Below are 22,414 nucleotides of genomic sequence, written 5' to 3'. Positions count from 1 at the left end.
TACAGTGTATTAATTATTGTAGTCGAACGATGTTCGACAAACTAACAAAATATAGGAAGAAACAACATGGCTGCAAAAGACGTATTATTTGGAAATGACGCACGAGCAAAAATGCTACGTGGTGTAAATGTTTTAGCTGACGCGGTAAAAGTAACATTAGGCCCTAAAGGTCGTAATGTTGTATTAGACAAATCTTTTGGTGGTCCAATCATCACCAAAGATGGTGTTACTGTTGCAAAAGAAATTGAATTAGAAGACAAATTTGAAAACATGGGCGCACAGATGGTTAAAGAAGTTGCTTCTAAAGCCAATGATGAAGCCGGTGACGGAACAACTACTGCAACTGTTTTAGCGCAAGCTATTGTAAATGAAGGTTTGAAATCAATTGCTGCCGGCATGAACCCAATGGACTTAAAACGTGGTATCGACCAAGCAGTTATTGCCGCCGTTGAAGCGTTAAAAGGTTTATCGCAAGAATGTAGCGATAACAAAGCGATTGAGCAGGTAGGCACTATCTCTGCTAACTCTGACGAAACTGTCGGTAAAATCATCGCAACAGCGATGGAAAAAGTGGGCACTGAAGGCGTAATTACTGTTGAAGAAGGTCAAGCGTTAACTGACGAATTAGACGTTGTTGAAGGTATGCAATTCGACCGTGGCTATTTATCTCCTTACTTTATCAACAACCAAGAAAGTGGCACTGTTGAATTAGAAAGCCCATTCATTCTCTTAGTAGACAAAAAAGTAGGCAGCATTCGCGAATTACTTTCTACTTTAGAGGGTGTTGCAAAATCAGGTAAGCCATTATTAATTATTGCTGAAGATGTTGAAGGTGAAGCTTTAGCAACATTAGTGGTAAACAACATGCGCGGCATCGTTAAAGTTGCAGCGGTTAAAGCACCTGGTTTTGGTGACCGTCGTAAAGCAATGTTACAAGATATCGCGACATTAACGGGTGGTACGGTAATATCTGAAGAAATCGGTATGGAGCTTGAAAAAGCAACATTAGAAGATTTAGGTCAAGCTAAACGTGTTGTTATCACTAAAGACAATACAACGATTATTGATGGTATTGGTAACGAAGCTGATATACAAGGTCGCGTAATGCAAATTCGTGGTCAAATCGAAGACTCATCTTCTGATTACGATAAAGAAAAGTTACAAGAACGTTTAGCTAAATTAGCTGGCGGTGTTGCGGTTATTAAAATTGGCGCAGCAACAGAAATCGAAATGAAAGAGAAAAAAGCCCGTGTTGAAGATGCATTGCATGCAACTCGTGCCGCGGTAGAAGAAGGTGTTGTTGCTGGTGGTGGTGTTGCATTAGTTCGCGCTGCTGACCTTATCAAAGACCTTGAAGGTGCCAACGAAGATCAAACACATGGTATTAACGTTGCAATTCGCGCAATGGAAGCACCTCTACGTCAAATCGTTGCTAACTGTGGTGATGAAGCTTCAGTCGTATTAAACGAAGTGCGTAACGGTAAAGGTAACTTTGGTTACAATGCTGGTAACTCTACTTACGGTGATATGTTAGAAATGGGTATTCTTGACCCAACTAAAGTAACGCGTAGTGCATTACAGTTTGCTGCTTCTGTCGCTGGCTTAATGTTAACAACCGAAGCTATGATCACTGATGCACCGGTAAAAGATGCTGGCGCTGGTGGCATGCCTGATATGGGCGGTATGGGTGGAATGGGCGGCATGATGTAATTATGCTTGTCTAAACTGTTAATTTCTTCGTTGCGTTATCCTTCGTTTAAGAAACACTAAACGTCACAATAAAGCGCCTTGAAGTAAACCGTTTATCCTGCGCATAAATAGTCAAAACCATTTATAGCTCAAAATTTAAAAGCCTGAATAGCGATATTCGGGCTTTTTTTATTTACTATGCAAGAACATGTTTATGCTCTTAATTATACGAATTGCCAGCCTTAGCTTATTGATTTGTGTTAAATCGGATTTAAGCTCATTGTTGTCGTGAGCAAAATACCATCTGGGTGAGCAAGAGGCAGTCTCATAGATTAGCGACAAGCTCGCCGTCTTTTCTATTGCAGGTGTTTAATTTTATGCAGCCCCTCTAAAACCGGATTAACTAATTATTTTGTTTTTTTAGCTTGAGCAATGAAATCATTTAAGTAGTCAATATTTTGGTCGGTCTTGCGAATACCTACAAAGATTTGCTTACTAATACCTTTTTCTCCAAAACGAAGACTCTTAATAGGCATTGATTTTGAGTACTCATCTACTAGCCAGCCCGGCAAGGCACAAATACCTCGACCAGCAGCGACCATTTGTAACATGATCTCAGTTGTTTCAATGTTTTTGTGTTTTTTTACTGAACACTTTGCTGGATTAAGAAATTGACTAAAGATATCGAGCCTTTGCGGCTCAACAGGGTAACTAAACAGTACCTCTTCGCTTAATTGCTCGGGTAAAACAAAAGCTTGCTTTGCAAGTTTGTGAGACGCTGAAACGACCAGCCTATGTTCATAGTCAAAAACGGGTATGTAGACTATTTTAGGTTTAAAGAGTGGATCTGGTGTAATAAGTACATCTATTTCGTAGCTAAGCAATGCACCTAAAGCACCAAATTGGAACTCCTGCTTCACGTCCATATCAATGTCCGGCCACTGCTCTAGATAAGGCTGAATGACTCTAAGTAACCATTGATAGCAAGGATGACATTCCATGCCAATTCGTAGAGCCCCCATTTCACCTTTTGCAATCTGACTCAGTAATAATTCTGTATGTAAAAACTGAGGTAATACTCTATTTGAAAGCGTTTGAATACGCTCTCCAGCAGCTGTAAGACGTAGGTTTCGACCCTCTTTTTTCCATATTGGAGTAGCAATTTGGCCTTCTAATTTTTTAATGCTGTGACTTAACGCAGATTGAGATAAGTGCAACGAATCAGCAGCTTTAGTTAGGGTTCCATGCTCTTTTATTGCGGTTAGTATTTCTAAATGGATCCTTTCTAACACCTGTTAACTCCTGTTTTTAGCTTTGATGATGAGCTCCATTGATTGATGAATGCTGTTCATTTTATCAATCAAATAAGTTGATTTACAATTATCATTTACTGTTCAACAACAATGAACAGCAATAAAATCTATAAGAAAAGTTGCGCCAACATACGTAAGCCCGTAAATAGTAATACGAAGGCAAAGATTTTTTTCAGTTTTTCCGCATCTAATTTCGCTGCTAATGATGCCCCTAACGGTGCGAATAATACGGTTAGCGGCACAATACAAGTGAAGGCAAATAGATTGACCAAACCAAATGTACCCGCTGGAGCATCGGTTGGCGTACTGCCGAAGGTCAGCATTGTTAGCGCTCCAGGCAATGAAATTATTAACCCTATTGCCGCTGCTGTGCCAATGGCTTTGTGGGCGGGATAGTTATATAGAGTGAGCAGTGGCACCGAAATAGTACCGCCGCCAATCCCGACCATAGAACTGAAAAAGCCAATGGATGCCCCCATAACCGTTTGTCCTGTTTTATTAGGTAGTTTCTGGTACAGAGCTGATTTCCCCGTGCGGAACAACATATTTAGTGCCGATAAAACCGCTATCACCCCAAACAACATAGTAAGCATAGTACCTTCAACAAGAGTCACTAACCAGCTACCAACCAATACCCCGATAAGAATAAAGACAGCCCAGCGTTTGAGCAGGTCAAAATCGACATTACCTTTTTTATTGTGAGAACGAATAGAACTAACAGATGTGGGTACTATGGTGGCTAGTGAGGTTGCTGTCGCAACCAGCATCGCAGACTCTGGTGATACGCCAAAGCTCTGAAACAAGAAAAATAATACAGGTACGATTACGATACCACCACCTACACCTAACAAGCCCGCTAAAATACCTGCGAATACACCTGTGGCAACCAATGCAAAAAACGGTGAGATATTATTTGTTATAAATTCAATGATATTCATTAACGACTACTTTTATTTTTAATAACGCTAAAGACCCTACTATCAATTAAACGGGCAACTGCAGCATACGTTGTTAGGTCTTTAAGTAAATAATAGCTCAAGCATAGCCAATTTTGCTCGATTGTGAGAAAGCCATAGCCTACTTTACTAAACACTATTATATCAGTTAGTTACTATTAGAAAGTTCTCTTCTAACTATTTCTGCACCTGCACTTAACGCATTTAATTTCCCTTTTGCTACCTTACGAGATAAAGGGGCCATGCCACAGTTTGTACATGGGTAGAGCTTGTCGGCATCGACATACTTGAGGGCTTCTCGTAGGGTCTTGGCGACTTCCTCTGGTGTTTCAATGATATCGGTTGCGACATCAATGGCTCCTACCATCACTTTTTTACCTCGAATAAGTTCAAGTAGCTCGATTGGTACATGAGAGTTATGACATTCTAACGAAATAATATCGATAGTAGATTTTTGTAGTTTGGGAAAGGCTTCTTCATATTGTCGCCACTGAGACCCCAAAGTTTTTTTCCAATCTGTATTGGCTTTAATGCCATAGCCATAGCAAATATGTACAGCTGTTTCACACTTAAGTCCTTCAATTGCTCTCTCTAAACAAGCCACACCCCAATCATTAACCTCATCAAAAAACACATTAAATGCAGGCTCATCGAATTGAATAATATCAACACCCGCTGCTTCTAACTCTTTGGCTTCTTGATTAAGGATTTTGGCAAATTCCCAAGCTAGCTTTTCTCGACTTTTATAATGGTCATCATAAAGTGTATCTATCATCGTCATAGGGCCTGGCAGCGCCCATTTAATCGGGTGTTTTGTTTGTTGACGTAAAAACTTGGCATCTTCAACAAAAACTGATTTTTGGCGTGAAACAGCACCAACAACCGTAGGTACACTCGCATCATAGCGATTACGAATTTTTATGGTCTTGCGTTTTTGAAAGTCAACTCCGTTGAGGTGCTCAAGAAATGTAGTAACAAAATGTTGGCGTGTTTGTTCGCCATCACTGACAATATCAATGCCTGCTTGTTGTTGATCTTGTAATGATAAACGTAGAGCATCTTGTTTTCCCTCAATTAATTCGTCACCTTGTAATTTCCAAGGAGACCAAAGAGTCTCAGGTTGTGCAAGCCAAGAGGGTTTAGGTAAACTGCCTGCCGTTGAAGTAGGTAATAATTTTTTCATGATAGTTGATGCCATAATTTTAGGATATTTATAAAAGATAAGTATTAAATATAGCTATTGAGCGTAACTAGCAGACCATTGCTCAAGAACCGTTTGGTAGGGTTTGATGAAATGCTCTTCAGCAAATTTTCCCTGGTGATTAGCCATCTTGCTACGTTCTTCTCGATCATAAACAATGTGAGTTAATGAATGATCTAAATTCATTAAATTTGGTTGATAGCATTTACCTGCAACAGCATTCGCATTATAAATCTCAGGTCGGTAGATTTTTTGAAAAGTTTCCATCGTACTGATAGTGCTTAAAAGCTCAAGATTAGTATAATCATTAAGCAAATCACCAAAGAAGTGAAAAGCCAAAGGCGCAACACTATTTGGTGGCATAAAATAGCGAACCTGTAAGCCCATTTTTTTGAAATACTGCTCAGTCAAAGAAGATTCATTTGGCTGGTATTCAACACCTAATACGGGATGGTGGTTTTCAGTCTGATGATAGGTCTTGTTATTAGAAACACTGAGACATATTACCGGTGGCTTCTTAAAGTGTTGCTGGTAAGCACTCGAATTTACAAAGTATTTAAAGAGCTTCCCATGCAGGTCGCCAAAATTATCTGGAATGCTAAATTTTGATTGACCCTTATTATGATCTAACAACAATACGCTGAAATCATAATCTCGCACATAAGAGGAAAAATTATTTCCTACAATGCCTTCAATGCGTTTGTTATTTTTATGATCAACAATATTCGTTTTCAATATTTCAATTGATGGGAAGGTTTGGCCACTGCCTTCAATATCTATATCAACGGAAATGATTTCAAGTTCGACAGAATAACGTGCTGCTTGGTGATTATCCCAATGTGCCAACGCATTGAAACTATTGTCAATCATATTTAAAGCGTTGCGTAAGTTCGCTTGACGGCTGTTTCCTCTCGCTAAATTAGCAAAGTTGGTCGTGATACGCGTATTGTCTGAGGGCTGATAATTTTCATCAAGACAAGTGCTCTTAATAGTAAATGTAAAGTCTTTATTCATTGTGAACGTAATCCTATTTCCTGAGATAAAACCTAAATTTATTTCGTGATCTTTGAGGCTTTTAATTTTATTTTTTGGTTTTCCTAGTCAATTGTCTTCATCGTCTTTTGGGTATATACCTAAAGGCTTAATTGAGAACCAACTGTAATGTGGTTTAAAGTTAAAAGCAGAGTGTGTTTTATACTTGGTTCGTTACATGAATAAAATTGATTTTATTTCATTAATTTATGAGCTGTGTTCATGTGTTTATTTATTGATAAGCTTTGGATCATTCCTACTCGTAATTTCGAGGTTATACGAGAACACATTTTGTTTTAAACTGATTATTGTTCAAACACCGCTTTAGAAGAATCACGCTCATCTGGAGAGATTAAAATGTGAGTATTAATGAGCAGCTATCTTTTGCGATATAAGTTGAGTTGGTAGATAAATTTAGACCACTTAAAATAGCACTTTTAAGCCGTGCCGATAAATCGCGAGAATGACCGATTTGATAGCTAAGCGGGGCAGAGTCGAAATAAATTAAGACTTCAACTTAGTGATCTTTGTGGCAACCGCTAGCAAAGATAGCCTAAAAGTTACTTTGATGGGGAGTTGGAATATTTGGGCTTTATTTGTTTATTAAGGTCTGTAAATTTTACGGCCAATAATGCGAATGCATAATATTGACGAGGTCTTATGTCCTTCAGATAATCACTTTATCTGAGTGATTGTCATTAATTAGCCGAAAGTTATATAGGCTTTTAATACTGCGCTCTATACAAATCGAGTAAAATGATTTATCAAGAGACTTTCATTGAAAGTAATAAAAAAGGGAAGCCCAAATGGCTTCCCTTTTAATTAGGCAATTTAGCCTTATTTTGTAATCACTTTTTTAACGACAGTTTCTATTTTCGCTACAACTCTGCGGTTTACACTATTGTCTGCAGGCGAAGTTCCTTTAGCAATCAACTGTGTTTCACCAAAGCCTTTTGCAGATAAACGGCTAGCATCGATAGAAAACTTATTAATTAATAAGCCTTTAATGGTATCAGCACGTTTTTGCGAAAGCATTAGGTTATATTCTTCACTACCAGAAGCCGAACTGTGTCCTTCAATAACAACACTTGTGTTTTGGTATTCTTTCATGAAATCAGCTAAACGCTGAACATCATCAACCATTGCTGGCTTAACCAATGAACTGTTATTTTCAAAGATAACATTTAACTTAATTTCGACTGATTTTTCTGAATATAACGTACAGCCTTGAGAATCAACCTTTACATTTGCCGGTGTATTAGCACAACGGTCGTTGTTATCACTAACACCATCGTTGTCAGTATCAACCATCATCACTTTTTTAACGACTGGCGTTGACTTCATCGTTTCCATAACAGGTTTGTTAACAACAGCTTTGTTAACAACAGCTTTGTTAACAACAGCTTTGTTAACAACAGGTGATTTTTTAACATCGCCAAAAGTATATTTTACACCTAGTTTAATACCTTGATCTGTTTGACCGTAATCAAGATCGCGATAAACAGCGGCTTCGCTGTATAGAGAGAAACGATCATTAATTTGAAGGTTATAACCCGCACCTACATTAGCCGCGTTATAACTTCTAACATTGTTAAAGCGTTTTACACCAGTGAAAAGGTAAAAACTGCTATCTTCAACTTTATAAATCGCATCGATACCGGCACGTGTTCCGTAATCTTTATCATTGCCATTTTCAATGTCGTAACGTGTTTTAGCTAATTCTAAACGAATGTCCCAACGCTCATTAATGATTTTTTGTAAATCAATACCAAGGCTTTTGCCCGCTTCAATTTTTTGCCAGTCAATATTGTTTTCTTTGTTTGTATCTGACTTGATGTAGTCGCTAAACACACCAAGCTCCCATGTTTTATCAATAGTTTCTGCAGCTAGTGGAGAGCTTATTAATGCAGCTATCAGAGTCATGTTAAAAGTTTTCATGGATAAATCCTTATTAAGTTTCGGGTAATGTGATGTAATTTCTGGCTCTATAACGGATAAGAAACTCAAAAGTCACAAATTTTTCTTAATTTTACTAAATTAACGCTAATACTCAAAATTGTTTAGCGTAGAATGCACCCGATTTAAAAAAGTTAATGTGTATAGATAAAAATAAGAATAAAAAACATACAGATTTAATGTGACTTTTTAACGGCTCAGTCGTTAAAGAATAAAGCGATAAAACTATTGCTCGAGGATGAGATGAAAGACATAGAAAAGAGTTTAGCGAAAGAATTAAGCTGTGATGCAGATGTTGCTTTTAGTACATCAGATGATCAGCTTTTTAAGCGCGCAACCTTAACAGCAAATAATCAGCAAGGTACAAAAGATCTTGTTGCATTGGGCTTAGCTTCACTTTGGGTTGTTTTTATTAGCCTATTTATGAAAGTTTTAAAACCGATATTTAAACAGATGGCACCTTGCCCAAAGATAACAAGCAATAGCATAACTAATAATGAGAATAGATAATGGATACTGAAAACATCACCGACAAAGCTTACTCTGGCTTAATAACTGTTTGGCATAAAGTGGTTACTTTTTTACCTGATTTAATTGTCGCTATTTTATTTCTACTTGTCGGTTGGATTATTTCAACACTCATTAAAAACTTTCTTAATAAATCATTAATTAAAATTGGTTTTGATACGTTTTTAAATAAACTGGGTCTAGATTCACTGCTGAAAAAAATGGATGTTACTTTAACGGGTAGCCAAGTTGTTGCTAGTCTTATTTCGACATTCTTCTTACTTATCTTTTTATTAGCGGCTCTAGATATTTTAGGCTTAACCGTACTTTCCGGCTTAATCGACACTTTGGTGTTGTTTTTACCTAAATTACTTGCTTCACTCGCTGTTTTAATTTGTGGCTTCTTTGTTGCGCAAATTGTTTTTAATGGCGTAAAAATAGCCGCTAAGAATACTGGTGTTGACTATGGCCGTTCCGTTGCCGAAGTATGCCGCGGTATTATTATCGTTATTACTGTTTCTTTATCTATTACGCAATTAGACATAGATGTTTCTCTGCTAAATAACATCATGACAGTACTTATTGGCAGTGTCGGTTTAGCGGCGGCTATTTCTTTAGGTATCGGCACTAAAGCCATGGCCCAAGAAATTGTTGCTGGCGTTTATCTTCGAGAGATGTACCAAATAGGTGACGTTATTGAAGTAACAGACATTAAGGGCACCTTAGCTGTTATTGGCAGTGTTGCGAGTAAAGTGATGGCAGCCGATGAGTCGCTAACGACGATACCGAATACTTTCTTATTAGCTAATAAAGTTATTAAGCAATAGTTGAGGCTTATTTTACGGTTTGACTACGCTTAATGAACGCGAGCTTGTTACCTTAGTGCAAGCAAGCCTACCTTATGATACGCGTCTTTTTCAGCAACTAATTACACCTTATTTACCTGTTTTAAAAGGATACTGTGTAAAGTTACTTAAGCATCAGCCTGATGCCGAAGACGTCGTACAAGAAATAATTATAAAGGTACTCGCCCACTTAAAAAACTTTAAGTGGGCGGTATCTTTTAAAGCATGGCTATTTAAAATTGCCCATAACGAATGTATCAATAAAATAAGAGATCGCCGTTGGGATACTATCGAACACAATGATGAATATCTTGAAAGTATAACCAATGATGATAATAGCCACGAAGATTTTGGGACAGCACTTTCATTATTAATGGTTAACCTGTCCTTTGCTGATCGTAATATTATGCTACTACGTTACCGCACAGGTTTGGAATTTCAAGAAATAGCCGATATTTGTCACCTCAATATTTCAGCGGTAAAAATGCGTCATAAAAGGGTTGTAGATTTTTTACAACAGCGATTAAAGCAGTAAAGTTTGGTAACCTGTGTAACTATGGATAAGATAATTTTAGGGCCGTTTTTATTCAGGGTAAATATAAAAAAATCACTCGGCATTAATAAACTTTATGGTTAAGGATATATGATGATTAAACCACTATTCACTTTATTGACTGCTTTAATACTAGGCAGTCTGATCTTAACGATTCCTACAGCACAAGCTGCTGAGGTGAACATCACTTGGACGGAGCCTGATAAATACCGAGATATTGATTCAGGAACGGAAGGTCGAAAACGCTTTCGAGAAAATATGTTTAACGAATTTGAAAAACATTTATCCAAACTTGCTAAAGCATTACCCGCATCTCAAATACTTAATATAGACGTAACAGACATTGATTTAGCGGGTGACGTTCTCGCCAGCGGTCTACATCAAATTAGAGTGATTAAAGACCTTTATTTTCCAAGAATAAAACTATCATTTACATTAATAAATGCTGAGAAAGTCATAATACTTAGCGACAATGTTAATTTAAAAGATATGAGTTTTATGATGGGTGGACGCTTAAAATATAGAAATAATGCGTTAGGCTATGAAAAAAAATTGCTTGATGATTGGTTTAAAGATGCTTTCGCAGACTATGTTGATAAATAAGCGTCACATTTTTAACGTTATATAAAGCAAAAGGCCATCTTTATAGTGCAATAAAGATGGCCTTTTTATTTTTATTTTTACTTTTAAGCGGTACCGTTAATGGGTAACCGTTGCACTGTTTTCAAAGTTCGCTAAAACGGTAAAAAGCTTTTCTATTTTCTTTACCGTATCTATTAGCGTTTGTTGATCTGATGTTTTTTGCCAAAAAATTAAATCGTTCGCGACTTCTTCAACATAAGGCTGAAAAGTATTTGCCGAACATTTGAAACCAGCGTCTGCTTTAAATATTGCCTCAAAGCTTGCTTGCTTGTTTTTTCTTAAATCGGCTAAAGTCGCATCAGCGGCTAGCGATTTTTTTAAAATAATTGAAATATTATCAACGAGTTGCTTACTAACAGTTGCGCTCATAGTGTCTCTATATTGACGATTGTTTTGATATACCGCTATTATGCCAAATTGATGGGCGTTTTGTTAGCTTCTCCCGCAATTTCTCGTACTAATTTTGGCATTAAAAAGCCAGGTAATATCGCCATCATTTTTTGGACGATTATTTTTGCCTCTTCTTCACAAATATCAAAGTGAGCAACCCCTTGTACGGGATCAAACATATGTAAGTAATAAGGTTGAATACCACTATCAAATAAAGTTTCGCTGAGTTGACATAAGAGTTTGGCGTCATCGTTCACTCCTTTTAATAATACACTTTGATTGAACAAAGGAATTCTTGCCAAACGAAGTTTTTCGAGTGCTTGCTTTACTTCATCATCGATTTCATTAGGGTGATTAATATGTAAAACCATGGTTGCCTTTAATCGAGTTTCAGACAAAATGTTCACTAATGATGTTGTTATGCGCTGCGGGATAACAATGGGTAAACGCGTATGAATACGCAAGCGTGTCAAATGTTTAATCGGCTCAAGTTGTTCAATAAGCCACTGTAGGTGATCATCACTTGCCATTAAAGGATCGCCACCACTGAAAATCACTTCATTAATTTCAGGATGATCGGCAATATATTTTAGCGCCGGCTGCCAGCGAACTTTATTGGGACTGTTTTCATCATAAGGAAAGTGGCGACGAAAACAATAACGGCAATTAACTGCACAACCTGACTTTATAATCATCAAGACTCTGTGCTTATATTTATGCAATAAGCCTTCGGCAACAGTGTCGTGCTCTTCTAGTGGATCCATTGAATAGCCATCAGAGACAACAAACTCATCAGAGAGTGGCATAACCTGTTTAAGCAGCGGATCGTTAAAGTCGCCTTTTTTCATTCTTGTAATAAAAGGTCGGGGTACACGGACCGGAAATAACTTACGTGCTGAAAAGTGTTGCAGATAATCTTGGCTGTCAATTTCTAGCATATCTAAAAGCTTTTTCGGATCTGTAACGACATTACTTAACTCTTTTTGCCAAGAAATGTGCAATTGTTCGCTTATTTGGGGTATTATCTGCGGCATTTGTAATTTCAATTTAAATCTCTGCGTTATTTGTTTGAGTATAAGAGAACATTCATATGGCTAATTTTAGTACAAACCAATTTAAGGCTGGCCTTAAATTAATGATTGACGGCGAACCATGTAACATTTTAGAAAACGAATTAGTAAAACCAGGTAAAGGCCAAGCCTTTAGCCGCGTAAAAATTCGTAAACTTATTTCTAATAAAGTCTTAGAAAAAACCTTTAAATCAGGCGAGTCTTGCGAAGGCGCTGATGTAATGGAAACCGAGCTAGCTTACTTGTATGCTGACGGTGAATTCTGGCATTTTATGAATAATGATACCTTTGAGCAAATTGCCGCTGATGAAAAAGCAGTTGTAGATTGTATTAAATGGTTAAAAGAAGGCGATCTTTGTACCATTACTTTATGGAATGGTTCACCTATCACAGTAACAACCCCTAATTTTGTTGATCTAGATGTTACAGAAACAGATCCAGGATTAAAAGGTGATACTGCCGGTACGGGTGGAAAACCAGCAACTTTACATACCGGTGCGGTTATTCGTGTACCGCTATTTATTCAAATTGGTGAGACAGTTAAAGTGGATACGCGTACGGGTGAATACGTATCGCGTGCAAGTAAATAAGCACTTTTAACGATTATCTACTGTGCTATTTTCAATAAGCGTCTTAATAAGTAGCCAGTGCATTTGGGCTACTTAGCTTTATTGTCACTTAGCAATGAATAAAATTTAGTATTAAAAAAACCTGCTGATGCAGGTTTTTTTTATAGATAAACGACTAGTTTATCTGTCTAGTATGAAGTTTTAGATAATCAAATAGCTCTTTGTAATACTTGCCAAGCTTTTCTGATTTTTTCTCTTTTGCCGCTTGTCGTACTAATTGACGTAGCTTTTGTCTTTCCATCGACTCATGCTCGTTCAGTAAAGCTTCAACAAAGTCATTACCCTCATCAATAGCGTCATCACGCATCTTTTCAAGCTTAACAAACTTAGCTGTTTCTTGTTGATGCTTATTTGCCATAACATCAAGAGCATGTTTAATTGGCTCTAAATCAGATTCTGATAATATTCTTGCCAAGTGGCGAACATGGCGACGTAATGCTTCATGTTTGTTTTTAATTTTATCAGCTAAAATTAAGGCGTCCTTAATCTCCTCAGTAAAAGGAATTTTACTGCGCTGATGCTTAGATAAATCAATAAGCGACTGTCCAAAGATTTGTAACTGGATCATTTCGCGCTTTACTTCTGATTTACTTTTTAATTCTTCATCTAATTCATCGATATCGTTAGCAGAGTCGGGCATAATATTCGTTATTAAAGTGATAATTATCGCTATTATACTCGTAAGTGCTTATGGTATACAGCGCATATTCTCCAATTTCCTGCATTTATAGAAGAAAACAATAAATTATGACTGAAACGATGAACGCTAAACAATCGATGAACGAACAATTAAGAGACGTTGAGCAACGTGTAGCACAAGTACTCGACTTAGCAAAATCGCTAGGAGCAGATGCAGCTGAAGCTTCTATAAGCCGCCAACAAGGGTTAAGTGTTGGTACGCGGTTTGGTGAAGTTGAAACGGTTGAGTTTACTAATGACGGTGCATTGGGTATTACTGTTTACCAGCAAGGTCGTAAAGGGAGTGCTTCAACCGCAGATTTATCAGAAGCGGCGTTAAAACAAACAGTACAAGCGGCGGTTAATATTGCAAAGTATACCTCTGTTGACGACTGTTCAGGATTAGCAGACAAGGACATGCTTGAAATGTCGCCTGCTGATTTAGACTTATATCACCCAAAAGTTTTAACAACAGACCAAGCTATTCAACTCGCCAAAGAATGTGAAGATAGTGCGCTAGCGTATGATCCTCGTATTACTAACTCAGATGGTGCATCACTTGATAGCTTTGAAGGCTATAAAGTGTATGGCAATAGCAATGGGCAGATTGTTGGCTATCCAAGCTCTCGCCATAGTTTAAGCTGCGTAATGATCGCCTCTGAAGGTGATGATATGCAAAGAGATTATGCTTACACCGTTAATCGTGATTTTGATTTAATGGATAATGGCATCGCTATTGGTCTGCAAGCATCAAAAGAAGCGCTTTCGAGATTAAATGCTCAAAAATTACCGACAGGAAAAGTGCCGGTGATGTTTCGTGCCGACATTGCTAATTCCATTTTTGGACATTTTATAGCGGCGATCAGCGGTGGTAATTTATACCGTAAATCATCTTTTTTAATGGACGCTATTGGCAAACAAGTTTTTCCTGACTTTTTAAATATCAGTGAACGCCCTCATATTTTAAAAGGGTTAGCGAGTAGTGCTTTCGACAGTGAAGGCATAAAAACGGTTGACCGTGAAATTATTGTCGATGGTTGTTTAGAGACCTATCTATTAACCAGTTACTCAGCACGTAAGCTAGGACTTAAATCTACTGGCCATGCCGGTGGTATTCATAATTGGCAAATTAATGCCAAAGGTTCTGCCAATGGCGGTGACTTTAATGCCATGTTGAAAAAACTCGGTACTGGCTTTCTTGTCACTGAATTAATGGGACAAGGCGTTAATGTAGTCAATGGTGATTATTCACGTGGCGCTGCCGGTTTCTGGGTTGAAAACGGTGAAATTGCTTACCCAGTATCAGAAGTTACCATTGCGGGTAATTTATCTGATATCTTTAAAGGCTTAGTTGCTGTCGGTAGTGATGTTGACTTACGAGGCAGTATTTTAACGGGTTCATTGTTAATTGAAGAGATGCAGGTTGGCGGCAATTAATCAAATCGTGTTATTTTAATAAGGTACATTTGATTATTAAAACCAACAGACTAGTATTGAGATCTTGAAAAGGTATCAAGATCTCAATAAGCCAATATCTAGTTTAGGTTAGGAATAAAGTTGCAGTACCTAAGAAAGCGAATATTCCGACCACATCGGTAATCGTTGTTAATATCACACTACCAGCGAGAGCAGGGTCAATATTCATCCTTTTCAAAAACAGCGGGATAGCGACACCAGCGATACCAGCAGCGGTTAAATTCATTAACATTGCAAAGGCTATAACGCCACCAAGCATTAAATTTTGTTGCCAAATAGCCACAACACCAGCAATTAATACCGCCCAGATAACGCCATTAAGAAAACCAACAGCAAGTTCTTTCTGAATAAGTATTCTCGCATTTGAGTCGCCAACATGGCCTAGCGCAATGGCGCGAACAACCAGTGTTAAGGTTTGGTTACCGGCAACACCCCCCATACTAGGCACTAAAGAATTTAAAATAGCTAAAATAGCCAGTTGGCTTAAAACACCTTCGAACATACTCGATACAGCAACAGCAAGTAGTGCGGTAATGAGATTAACGCCAAGCCAAATAGAGCGTTGTTGCGTGCTTTTTAAAACCGGAGCAAAGGTATCTGCCTCTCCATCTAAGCCCGCCATACTCATCATTGAATGTTCGGCATCCTCACGAATAATATCAATAACATCGTCTATCGTGATACGACCAAGCAAACGGCCTTCATCATCAATAACTGGTGCAGAGAACCAATCAAATTTTTCAAAGAGTTGCGCTACGTCACTATCAGACAAATGCACTTGAATTGCTTCAATATCTTTATCAATGAGTGTTGAGACGATAATTTCAGGTTTAGCGGTAATGATCGCCGCTAGAGAAACGGCGCCAATAAAGTGATTCTTACCATCAACAACATAAAAAGAATCGGTCGCTTCAGGTAAATCACCCCGTAAGCGCAAATAGCGCAATACCACATCAACCGTTACATCGGGACGAATTGTTATGGTATCGGTATTCATGATACCGCCAGCGGTATCTTCTTCAAATGATAACGCGGCTTCGACTCGACCTCGGTCTTGCGAGTCCATAGCACTTAATACTTCTTGATAAACACTATCGGGTAGAGTACGTAAAACTTCAGCTAAATCATCAACATCCATGCCTTCAGCAACGGCGGCTAATTTTTCAGGGCGGATAGTTTTTAAAATACCTTTTCGAACTTCCTCATTGAGTTCTTCAAGTACTTCACCGTGATTATCAGCATCGATAAGTTGCCATAAAACGGCACGACTTTTCGGGTGAGATGACTCTAATATTAAAGCAATATCATAAGCTGGCATGTTCTGTAGTAATTTTCGAACGTGCACAAACATACCGCTACCAAGTGCTTTATTGACTTGTTGCAGGCGTTGATGATTTTGTTGTTGCTCTGATATTTCCGGCATAAAGTTTTCCTGTGCCGCAGTAATACGAAAATTATATTGTTTATATCTTAGTCAAGATGCGCTGGCTAAGGTGTTGTAATGAATGATAACGTAACTTTATTTTTTATTCAGTCTTTTTATCATTCGTCTTCATCAAATTTATCAGAAAATAACTGGCATACATCGTCAAGTGCTTGTTGAGCATCTTCTCCTTGGGTAATAACCTCTACGGTTTTTCCAAAGCCACCGGCCAGTAACATTAACCCCATAATACTACTGGCATCAGCTTCTTTGCCCTCTAAGCAAATAGTAACGTTAGCATTAAGCTTTTGGCTTAACTGGGCAAGTTTAGTGGCAGCACGTGCATGTAATCCCAGTTTATTGCTAATGGTTAATGATTTATTATATTTTGGCATACAGTGACCGTTATTAAGTGCTTTGTATTTTAATGTCGCGATGATGAGACTGGACATCTTCGCGTTCTTTTCTAAGATTGTTTGCTAATATTTCTGCAATATAAACCGATCGGTGTTTTCCACCCGTACAACCAATGGCGATAGTAATATAGCTGCGATTGTTTCTTTCTAAGTGGGGTAACCATGTCATCATAAAACTGTTAATTTGCCAGATAAATTTAGTGACAATCGGTTGGCTAGCAAGAAAGTCTCGCACGGGTTGATCTAAACCGGTAAAACCTTTTAAGTCTGTTTCCCAAAAAGGGTTAGGCAGAAAACGTGCATCAAAAACATAATCTGCGTCTTGTGGTACACCGTGTTTAAAGCCAAAAGATTCAAACACCACCACCATAGATGCCGAGGTTTTGCCCAAAATTCGCTCACGCACTAAATCAGATAATTGATGAGGTGATAACTGACTGGTATTAATATACAAACCCGCACGCGTGGAAATAGGCTCAAGCAGCTTTTTCTCTAAAGAGATGGCTTGGTCGAGTGGGATATTTTGTTTAATCAAAGGATGTAAACGACGCGTTTCACTAAAACGTCGAATAAGATCAGAGTCATCAGCATCTAAATACAGAATATCGAGTTTTACTGTTTTTGGTAGATAATCTAATATTTCTGAAACGTCATTAGGATCATTGGGTAAGTTACGTACATCTAAACTAACCGCTACCTTGTCGTAATCATTAATAACGGTATGTGCTAATGCAGGCAATAAATTCACCGGAATATTATCGACACAGTAGTAGCCTAAATCTTCGAGTACACGTAAGGCGACACTTTTACCTGACCCTGAGCGACCACTGACTATCAAGAGTTTCATTTGAGTTTTCCTGGATTATTATTAGATTTTATTAACGTTTAGCATGCTTTATTAAAGTAAAAAGCTCTTGCGAATTTTGGCATTTTCTTACTTGCTTTGCGAACTGTTTAGTACTAAATATTTGCGCAATACTTTGTAAGGTATCTAAATGTTGTTGGCAGTTTTCTTCGGGGACAAATAACGCAATAATAATATCGACAGCACGGTTGTCTATCGCATCAAATTCAACGGCTTGTTCACTGGTCAGCAATACAGCAATAACTTGTGACGTGTTAGTTAATCGACCATGAGGAATCGCAATGCCATTTCCTATGCCGGTAGAGCCAACCTTTTCACGCGCCATTAAGCTTTCGAATAATTGATGAGTATCAATATTGTCGAATTTTTTTGCCGCAGTTGTGCTAATTATTTCAAGGAGTTTTTTTTTGCTTGTACCCTTAATCGCACACAGGGTGCAATCAAGGGTAAGGATATCTTGCAACTTCATTATACTACTTAGATTCTTTGGTGAGTGAACAGGCGATAAACAGCATTAATGCTGATTCGTTTTACCTTTGTACTTCAATATTTGCCGGTCAAGCTTAACAACAAGACTATCAATAGAGGCATACATGTCAGCATTTTCAGCTTTTGCATGTAAATCAGAGCCACTAACGTGAACAGTCGCTTCAGCAATTTGATTTGATTTTTCAACGGTGAGAACAACATGAACATTATTGATATGATCAAAATGTCGGCTTAATTTTGCCATCTTAGTCGTGACGTTTTCTCGTAAAGCTTCGGTAATGTCAACATGGTGGCCAGAAAGATTAATTTGCATAAGCTTAATTCCTCATCTTTTCGTTAAAGTAAACTTTTTCGTTGGTTAGAAGGTGGAATAGAAAGTGACTCTCGATATTTTGCTATGGTACGTCGAGCTACATTTATCCCTTGATCGGCTAATAAATCAGCCATTTTACTATCACTAAGTGGTTTTGCTGGGATTTCGGCAGCAACAAATTTTTTGATTAATGCACGAATAGCTGTTGATGAACATTCGCCACCGCTTTCGGTGCCAACATGGCTTGAGAAGAAAAACTTCAGTTCGAAAATTCCACGTGGCGTATGCATATACTTTTGTGTCGTCACTCGTGAAATGGTTGATTCATGCATATCGACAGCTTCGGCAATATCATTTAAAACCATTGGACGCATGGCTTCATTACCATGTTCAAAAAAGCCAATTTGACGTTGCACAATACAGTTTGACACTTTTAATAAGGTATCATTACGGCTTTCTAAGCTTTTAATAAACCATTTAGCTTCTTGTAAATTTGAGCGAATAAATTGTGTGTCAGCTGTCGACTTCATCGAACGTGACATCGAAGCATATTGCTGATTCACCGAAAGTTTTGGCGCAGTATCAGGATTTAATTCGACCACCCAACGGCCATTTTTCTTTTCAACAGAAACATCAGGAATAACATACTGATCGTCACTCTTCATCACACTATCGCCTGGTCTAGGATCAAGTGATTGAATAAGGCGCACCACTTCGCGCAGTTGCTCTTCTTTCAGTCGAGTTTTACGCATTAATGTACGATAGTCTCGGCTACCCAGTAGATTAATATGGTCACGCAAAACTAACTTACTTTCTGCTAACCAAGGTGTAGCGGGGTCAAATTGATTAAGTTGAATGATTAAACATTCTGAAATAGAACGAGCAGCGACACCGACAGGATCAAAGAGGTTAATACGTTTTAGTACCACCTCAATTTCATCAAGCTCTACTCCTTCAATGGCAACACTTTCTAAAATGTCTTCACTAGATACCGTTAAGTAACCGGCGTCATCAACAGCATCAATAATTGCTGTCGCTATAGCGCGGTCTGTTTCGGTAAAAGGGCTTAATTCCATTTGCCAGCGCAAATGATCTTGAATGGAGTCTTGAGTCTCGCCTTGGTAAGTATAATCTTCTGAAGCTGGGCCTGAGCTTGAACTTGCTGCACCAGCCGTGTAGTTATCATCCCAAGTGGTATCCATGTTTAATTCTTCAGGGATATCGTTCTTGTCCATGGCTTCAGTGGTGGTGATTTCATCAATGGTAGGCGTAGCGTCTTCGCTACCATCAGAAGCAGGGGCTTCTTTAACGTCACCAGTACCGGCAGTGTGAGCTTCTTCAAGGTTGTCAGTACTTTTATCTTCGGGATTATTTGAAGACTCATCCATTTCTAATAATGGATTACTTTCTAAGGCTTCCTGAATTTCTTGTTGAAGCTCTAACGTAGACAGTTGCAGCAATTTGATTGCTTGCTGCAACTGTGGCGTCATGGTTAATTGTTGTCCTATGCGGAGTTGTAGAGTAGGGCGCATTTAGGTCATTAACTTCCTATTATTTTTAATGGGATATTTTCGTTTTTTTCATACGAAGATACTATTCATTTACTGACTACTATAGCGTGAATTGTTCACCAAGGTATACATCTCTTACGTGTTGATTTGCAAGAATTTGATCTGCAGTACCTTCTGCAATAAGTTCACCATGACTAACAATATACGCATGTTCACATACATCGAGAGTTTCACGTACATTGTGATCAGTGATCAACACACCAATGCCACGTTCTTTTAAGTGTAGAATAATTTTTTTAATATCACCTACTGAAATTGGGTCAACACCAGCAAAAGGTTCATCTAATAAAATAAATTTTGGTTCAGCAGCTAATGCGCGAGCAATTTCTACTCGGCGGCGTTCACCACCAGATAAGCTCATGCCTAAATTATCTTTGATATGACCTATGTTGAATTCTTCAACAAGATGTTCTAATTTCTCTTCGCGTTCAGCATCTGATAATTCTTTTCGTGTTTGTAAAATAGCCATAATATTGTCGTAAACACTGAGTTTTCGAAAAATAGAGGCTTCTTGTGGTAAATATCCGATGCCTTTTCTCGCACGCTCATGCATAGGCGCTAACGTCAGGTTTTCGTCATTTAAGATAATATCGCCACTATCACTTTCAACTAAACCCACAATCATATAAAAAGAAGTTGTTTTTCCGGCACCATTTGGGCCCAGTAAACCGACTATTTGTCCTGCTGAAACTTGCATACTGACATTTTTAACCACTTTTCTGCCTTTATAGGCTTTGGCAAGGCCTTTTGCCATTAGGGTGCTAGTGCTCATAAATTAATTTTTTCCTGAGTTTTCGCGTCTGTGGTTGTCGCTTTAATTTTTTCTTTCGGCTGAAAAATCGTTTTAGTGCGTTCGTTAGATTTACTTTCAGCATTAACATACTGAGTGGCAATATTGTAAGTAATTCTACTGCCACTAACCTCACTACCTTCTTGCTGTAATAACGCATTTCCTGAAATTATCACTAAATTATTTGCGGGCTCATATCTTATTTCGTCTGCTTGTAAGCTAAGAGGAGTACCATCGGCTAAGGTTTGTTTAAAGGTTGCTGGCTTCCCTTTAGCGATATAGGTTTTTTCTTCACTGCCAGATTGAGTCAGCACTTGTACTAAATCAGCACGTATAACTAATGAACCTTGAGTGATCACCACGTTATCAATATAGCTGAATATTTTATTTTTAAGATCAACGGCTTGTCTTGAAGCGTTAATTTCAATCTTTTGTTTTATATCAAATTTTTCAGCGAAAGCTGACGAAAATAGCGGAGTTGATAACAATAAGCACAGTAGGCTATTTTTTAACAATTTCATAAATTGATTTCACATGTTTAGTTAGTGTCATTTGGTTGGTGTTTAAGTCGACAATTAAACCTTTACCATCGATGGTAAATCCTTTACCGATAATTTTAATTTCTTGTTCTGAACTTATGATGTTAGTTTTTAGATCAAGTTCAAAGTATTTTCCTTGAACTTCTTGTAATAAGCTATCGGGATCTGTTGCTAACAGGCGGACATGCTTTGCTAATTTTACCCGGTTGTTATTGTATAATATGCCTTCATTGGCAGATATTTTCCATGCGGGCGCATCATTTTTGGGATGAAGTGTGTATTGAGGAAACTCAAAGTTGGTAATACTTAACTCAGGGTAATGTTCCATACGATGGGCATCAACAACATAAGCTAAACTTCCTTGATGTTTATAAACATTACTGTGTAAATTTTCGGCAATAAAATCAGGGGTCAGCGTCTTATCAATCGCTTGTAATTGTGGTGCTGAGGAATTTCTCCATTCAATTATACCGTAAACGCCTCCCGCAATTAGAAAAAACAACAAGGTTAAACTATAAAGTCGATTCATATACTCGCACCCGAAGCATTTGCTAAGGTGTTTTGGCTAAGCATGATTAAATCGCATATTTCTCGAACAGCACCAAAACCGCCATGGTTAAAAGTGGTGTAATTTGCGATAGATAAAATACTTGGGTGGGCATCTTGAACAGCAATACCCAAGCCTACGGCTTTGATACACTCATAATCAGGCATATCATCACCAATATAAGCAATTTCCTCGAGGGATAACTTTAATTGCTTAGCCATCGTTTTCAAGGCGGGTAATTTATTTTCTTCACCTTGCACTATATATTTAACATTTAAGGCTGACATACGTGTTGCGACAATATTTGATGTTCTCCCGGTGATCACCGCTACATCGACACCGCTGGCGCCTAATGCTTTTATGCCGTAGCCATCTTTAGTGTGAAAAGCTTTTAATTCTTCACCATCGTTACCCAAATAAATACGGCCATCAGAAAAAACGCCATCAATATCACATATCAGCAGCTTTATTGTTTTCATGGTATTGAATGCTGTGTCAGTAATTTCGCCATAGAGTGTTTGCAT

General features: G+C 38.1%; 25 protein-coding genes. 7 read left to right on the top strand and 18 right to left on the bottom strand.

From position 1 onward, the window contains the following. Window positions 1–66 precede the first annotated feature (66 nt). Window positions 67–1,710: a chaperonin GroEL gene (gene groL / locus H4J75_RS02095; protein ID WP_070374904.1), complete on the top strand. Its 1,644-nt coding sequence runs from the start codon at window positions 67–69 to the stop codon at window positions 1,708–1,710. A gap of 386 nt (window positions 1,711–2,096) precedes the next feature. On the opposite strand, the gene H4J75_RS02090 is transcribed toward groL, so the two are convergent. From H4J75_RS02090 to H4J75_RS02070, 5 genes are all read right to left on the bottom strand, one after another. Next, window positions 2,097–2,981 (bottom strand): LysR family transcriptional regulator, encoded by an 885-nt coding sequence (locus H4J75_RS02090; RefSeq protein ID WP_182221197.1) that lies wholly within the window; start codon window positions 2,979–2,981, stop codon window positions 2,097–2,099. A gap of 128 nt (window positions 2,982–3,109) precedes the next feature. Continuing rightward, entirely contained in the window at window positions 3,110–3,940 is an 831-nt protein-coding gene (locus H4J75_RS02085) for a sulfite exporter TauE/SafE family protein (protein ID WP_182221196.1), read from the bottom strand. Between the two features lie 166 nt (window positions 3,941–4,106). After that, window positions 4,107–5,141 carry a methionine synthase gene (locus H4J75_RS02080; RefSeq protein ID WP_182214646.1) on the bottom strand — a complete coding sequence of 345 codons (1,035 nt, stop codon included), beginning with the start codon at window positions 5,139–5,141 and terminating at the stop codon, window positions 4,107–4,109. Between the two features lie 54 nt (window positions 5,142–5,195). Continuing rightward, window positions 5,196–6,173, bottom strand: a complete 978-nt coding sequence (locus H4J75_RS02075; RefSeq protein WP_182221195.1) for a DUF1852 domain-containing protein — start codon at window positions 6,171–6,173, stop codon at window positions 5,196–5,198. Between the two features lie 855 nt (window positions 6,174–7,028). Continuing rightward, window positions 7,029–8,129, bottom strand: coding sequence for an OmpA family protein (locus H4J75_RS02070; RefSeq protein ID WP_182221194.1), 1,101 nt, complete (start codon window positions 8,127–8,129; stop codon window positions 7,029–7,031). Between the two features lie 261 nt (window positions 8,130–8,390). Here H4J75_RS02070 and H4J75_RS02065 point away from each other — a divergent pair, with 261 nt between their 5' ends. From H4J75_RS02065 to H4J75_RS02050, 4 genes are all read left to right on the top strand, one after another. Then, a complete protein-coding gene (locus tag H4J75_RS02065) occupies window positions 8,391–8,657 on the top strand; it encodes a hypothetical protein (RefSeq protein ID WP_182214642.1) in 267 nt (88 codons plus the stop codon). Then, window positions 8,657–9,481, top strand: a complete 825-nt coding sequence (locus tag H4J75_RS02060) for a mechanosensitive ion channel family protein (protein WP_182214641.1) — start codon at window positions 8,657–8,659, stop codon at window positions 9,479–9,481. Before H4J75_RS02065 ends, H4J75_RS02060 begins: the two co-directional genes overlap by 1 nt. A 19-nt stretch (window positions 9,482–9,500) precedes the next feature. After that, on the top strand, window positions 9,501–10,034 hold the full coding sequence (gene sigX / locus H4J75_RS02055; protein ID WP_182214639.1) for an RNA polymerase sigma factor SigX: 534 nt from the start codon (window positions 9,501–9,503) through the stop codon (window positions 10,032–10,034). A gap of 108 nt (window positions 10,035–10,142) precedes the next feature. After that, window positions 10,143–10,655 (top strand): DUF3016 domain-containing protein, encoded by a 513-nt coding sequence (locus H4J75_RS02050; RefSeq protein ID WP_259366912.1) that lies wholly within the window; start codon window positions 10,143–10,145, stop codon window positions 10,653–10,655. Window positions 10,656–10,751: 96 nt separating this feature from the next. On the opposite strand, the gene H4J75_RS02045 is transcribed toward H4J75_RS02050, so the two are convergent. Both H4J75_RS02045 and epmB read right to left on the bottom strand, forming a co-directional pair. Continuing rightward, on the bottom strand, window positions 10,752–11,063 hold the full coding sequence (locus H4J75_RS02045) for a hypothetical protein (protein ID WP_070374891.1): 312 nt from the start codon (window positions 11,061–11,063) through the stop codon (window positions 10,752–10,754). A gap of 38 nt (window positions 11,064–11,101) precedes the next feature. After that, window positions 11,102–12,118, bottom strand: coding sequence for an EF-P beta-lysylation protein EpmB (gene epmB / locus H4J75_RS02040; protein WP_182214808.1), 1,017 nt, complete (start codon window positions 12,116–12,118; stop codon window positions 11,102–11,104). Between the two features lie 56 nt (window positions 12,119–12,174). Between epmB and efp the strand changes: the two genes are divergently transcribed. Beyond that, entirely contained in the window at window positions 12,175–12,744 is a 570-nt protein-coding gene (efp, locus tag H4J75_RS02035; RefSeq protein ID WP_070374890.1) for an elongation factor P, read from the top strand. Window positions 12,745–12,898: 154 nt separating this feature from the next. Here efp and yjgA read toward each other — a convergent pair whose 3' ends face one another. Then, window positions 12,899–13,423: a ribosome biogenesis factor YjgA gene (gene yjgA, locus H4J75_RS02030; RefSeq protein WP_182214636.1), complete on the bottom strand. Its 525-nt coding sequence runs from the start codon at window positions 13,421–13,423 to the stop codon at window positions 12,899–12,901. Between the two features lie 107 nt (window positions 13,424–13,530). Here yjgA and pmbA point away from each other — a divergent pair, with 107 nt between their 5' ends. Continuing rightward, the gene (pmbA, locus tag H4J75_RS02025) at window positions 13,531–14,898 is read left to right on the top strand and encodes a metalloprotease PmbA (RefSeq protein ID WP_404842703.1); all 1,368 of its coding nucleotides are present in this window, start codon (window positions 13,531–13,533) and stop codon (window positions 14,896–14,898) included. Window positions 14,899–15,001: 103 nt separating this feature from the next. Here the strand turns inward: pmbA and mgtE are convergent, their stop codons facing one another. From mgtE to kdsC, 10 genes are all read right to left on the bottom strand, one after another. Further along, a complete protein-coding gene (gene mgtE, locus H4J75_RS02020; RefSeq protein WP_182214634.1) occupies window positions 15,002–16,360 on the bottom strand; it encodes a magnesium transporter in 1,359 nt (452 codons plus the stop codon). Between the two features lie 119 nt (window positions 16,361–16,479). Further along, a complete protein-coding gene (locus H4J75_RS02015; protein ID WP_182214633.1) occupies window positions 16,480–16,755 on the bottom strand; it encodes an HPr family phosphocarrier protein in 276 nt (91 codons plus the stop codon). A gap of 13 nt (window positions 16,756–16,768) precedes the next feature. Continuing rightward, window positions 16,769–17,623, bottom strand: coding sequence for an RNase adapter RapZ (gene rapZ / locus H4J75_RS02010; protein ID WP_182176378.1), 855 nt, complete (start codon window positions 17,621–17,623; stop codon window positions 16,769–16,771). Between the two features lie 31 nt (window positions 17,624–17,654). Continuing rightward, entirely contained in the window at window positions 17,655–18,110 is a 456-nt protein-coding gene (ptsN, locus tag H4J75_RS02005) for a PTS IIA-like nitrogen regulatory protein PtsN (RefSeq protein ID WP_182214631.1), read from the bottom strand. Window positions 18,111–18,155: 45 nt separating this feature from the next. Continuing rightward, entirely contained in the window at window positions 18,156–18,443 is a 288-nt protein-coding gene (hpf, locus tag H4J75_RS02000) for a ribosome hibernation promoting factor (RefSeq protein WP_146798691.1), read from the bottom strand. Between the two features lie 23 nt (window positions 18,444–18,466). Continuing rightward, a complete protein-coding gene (locus H4J75_RS01995) occupies window positions 18,467–19,975 on the bottom strand; it encodes an RNA polymerase factor sigma-54 (RefSeq protein WP_182221193.1) in 1,509 nt (502 codons plus the stop codon). A 79-nt stretch (window positions 19,976–20,054) separates the two neighbouring features. Then, window positions 20,055–20,786 (bottom strand): LPS export ABC transporter ATP-binding protein, encoded by a 732-nt coding sequence (lptB, locus tag H4J75_RS01990; protein ID WP_070374882.1) that lies wholly within the window; start codon window positions 20,784–20,786, stop codon window positions 20,055–20,057. Beyond that, on the bottom strand, window positions 20,783–21,325 hold the full coding sequence (lptA, locus tag H4J75_RS01985; protein WP_070374881.1) for a lipopolysaccharide transport periplasmic protein LptA: 543 nt from the start codon (window positions 21,323–21,325) through the stop codon (window positions 20,783–20,785). The genes lptB and lptA overlap by 4 nt, the downstream gene beginning before the upstream one ends. Continuing rightward, the gene (lptC, locus tag H4J75_RS01980) at window positions 21,306–21,872 is read right to left on the bottom strand and encodes an LPS export ABC transporter periplasmic protein LptC (RefSeq protein WP_182214628.1); all 567 of its coding nucleotides are present in this window, start codon (window positions 21,870–21,872) and stop codon (window positions 21,306–21,308) included. Before lptC ends, lptA begins: the two co-directional genes overlap by 20 nt. Continuing rightward, window positions 21,869–22,414: a 3-deoxy-manno-octulosonate-8-phosphatase KdsC gene (gene kdsC, locus H4J75_RS01975; protein WP_182176372.1), complete on the bottom strand. Its 546-nt coding sequence runs from the start codon at window positions 22,412–22,414 to the stop codon at window positions 21,869–21,871. Before kdsC ends, lptC begins: the two co-directional genes overlap by 4 nt.

The sequence above is a fragment of the Colwellia sp. BRX10-1 genome, from assembly GCF_014077545.1.
In the GTDB taxonomy this organism is placed as follows: Bacteria; Pseudomonadota; Gammaproteobacteria; order Enterobacterales; family Alteromonadaceae; genus Colwellia_A.
Note: the sequence above shows the minus strand (reverse complement) of the source record. Positions and strands in the feature narration are given on the sequence as shown.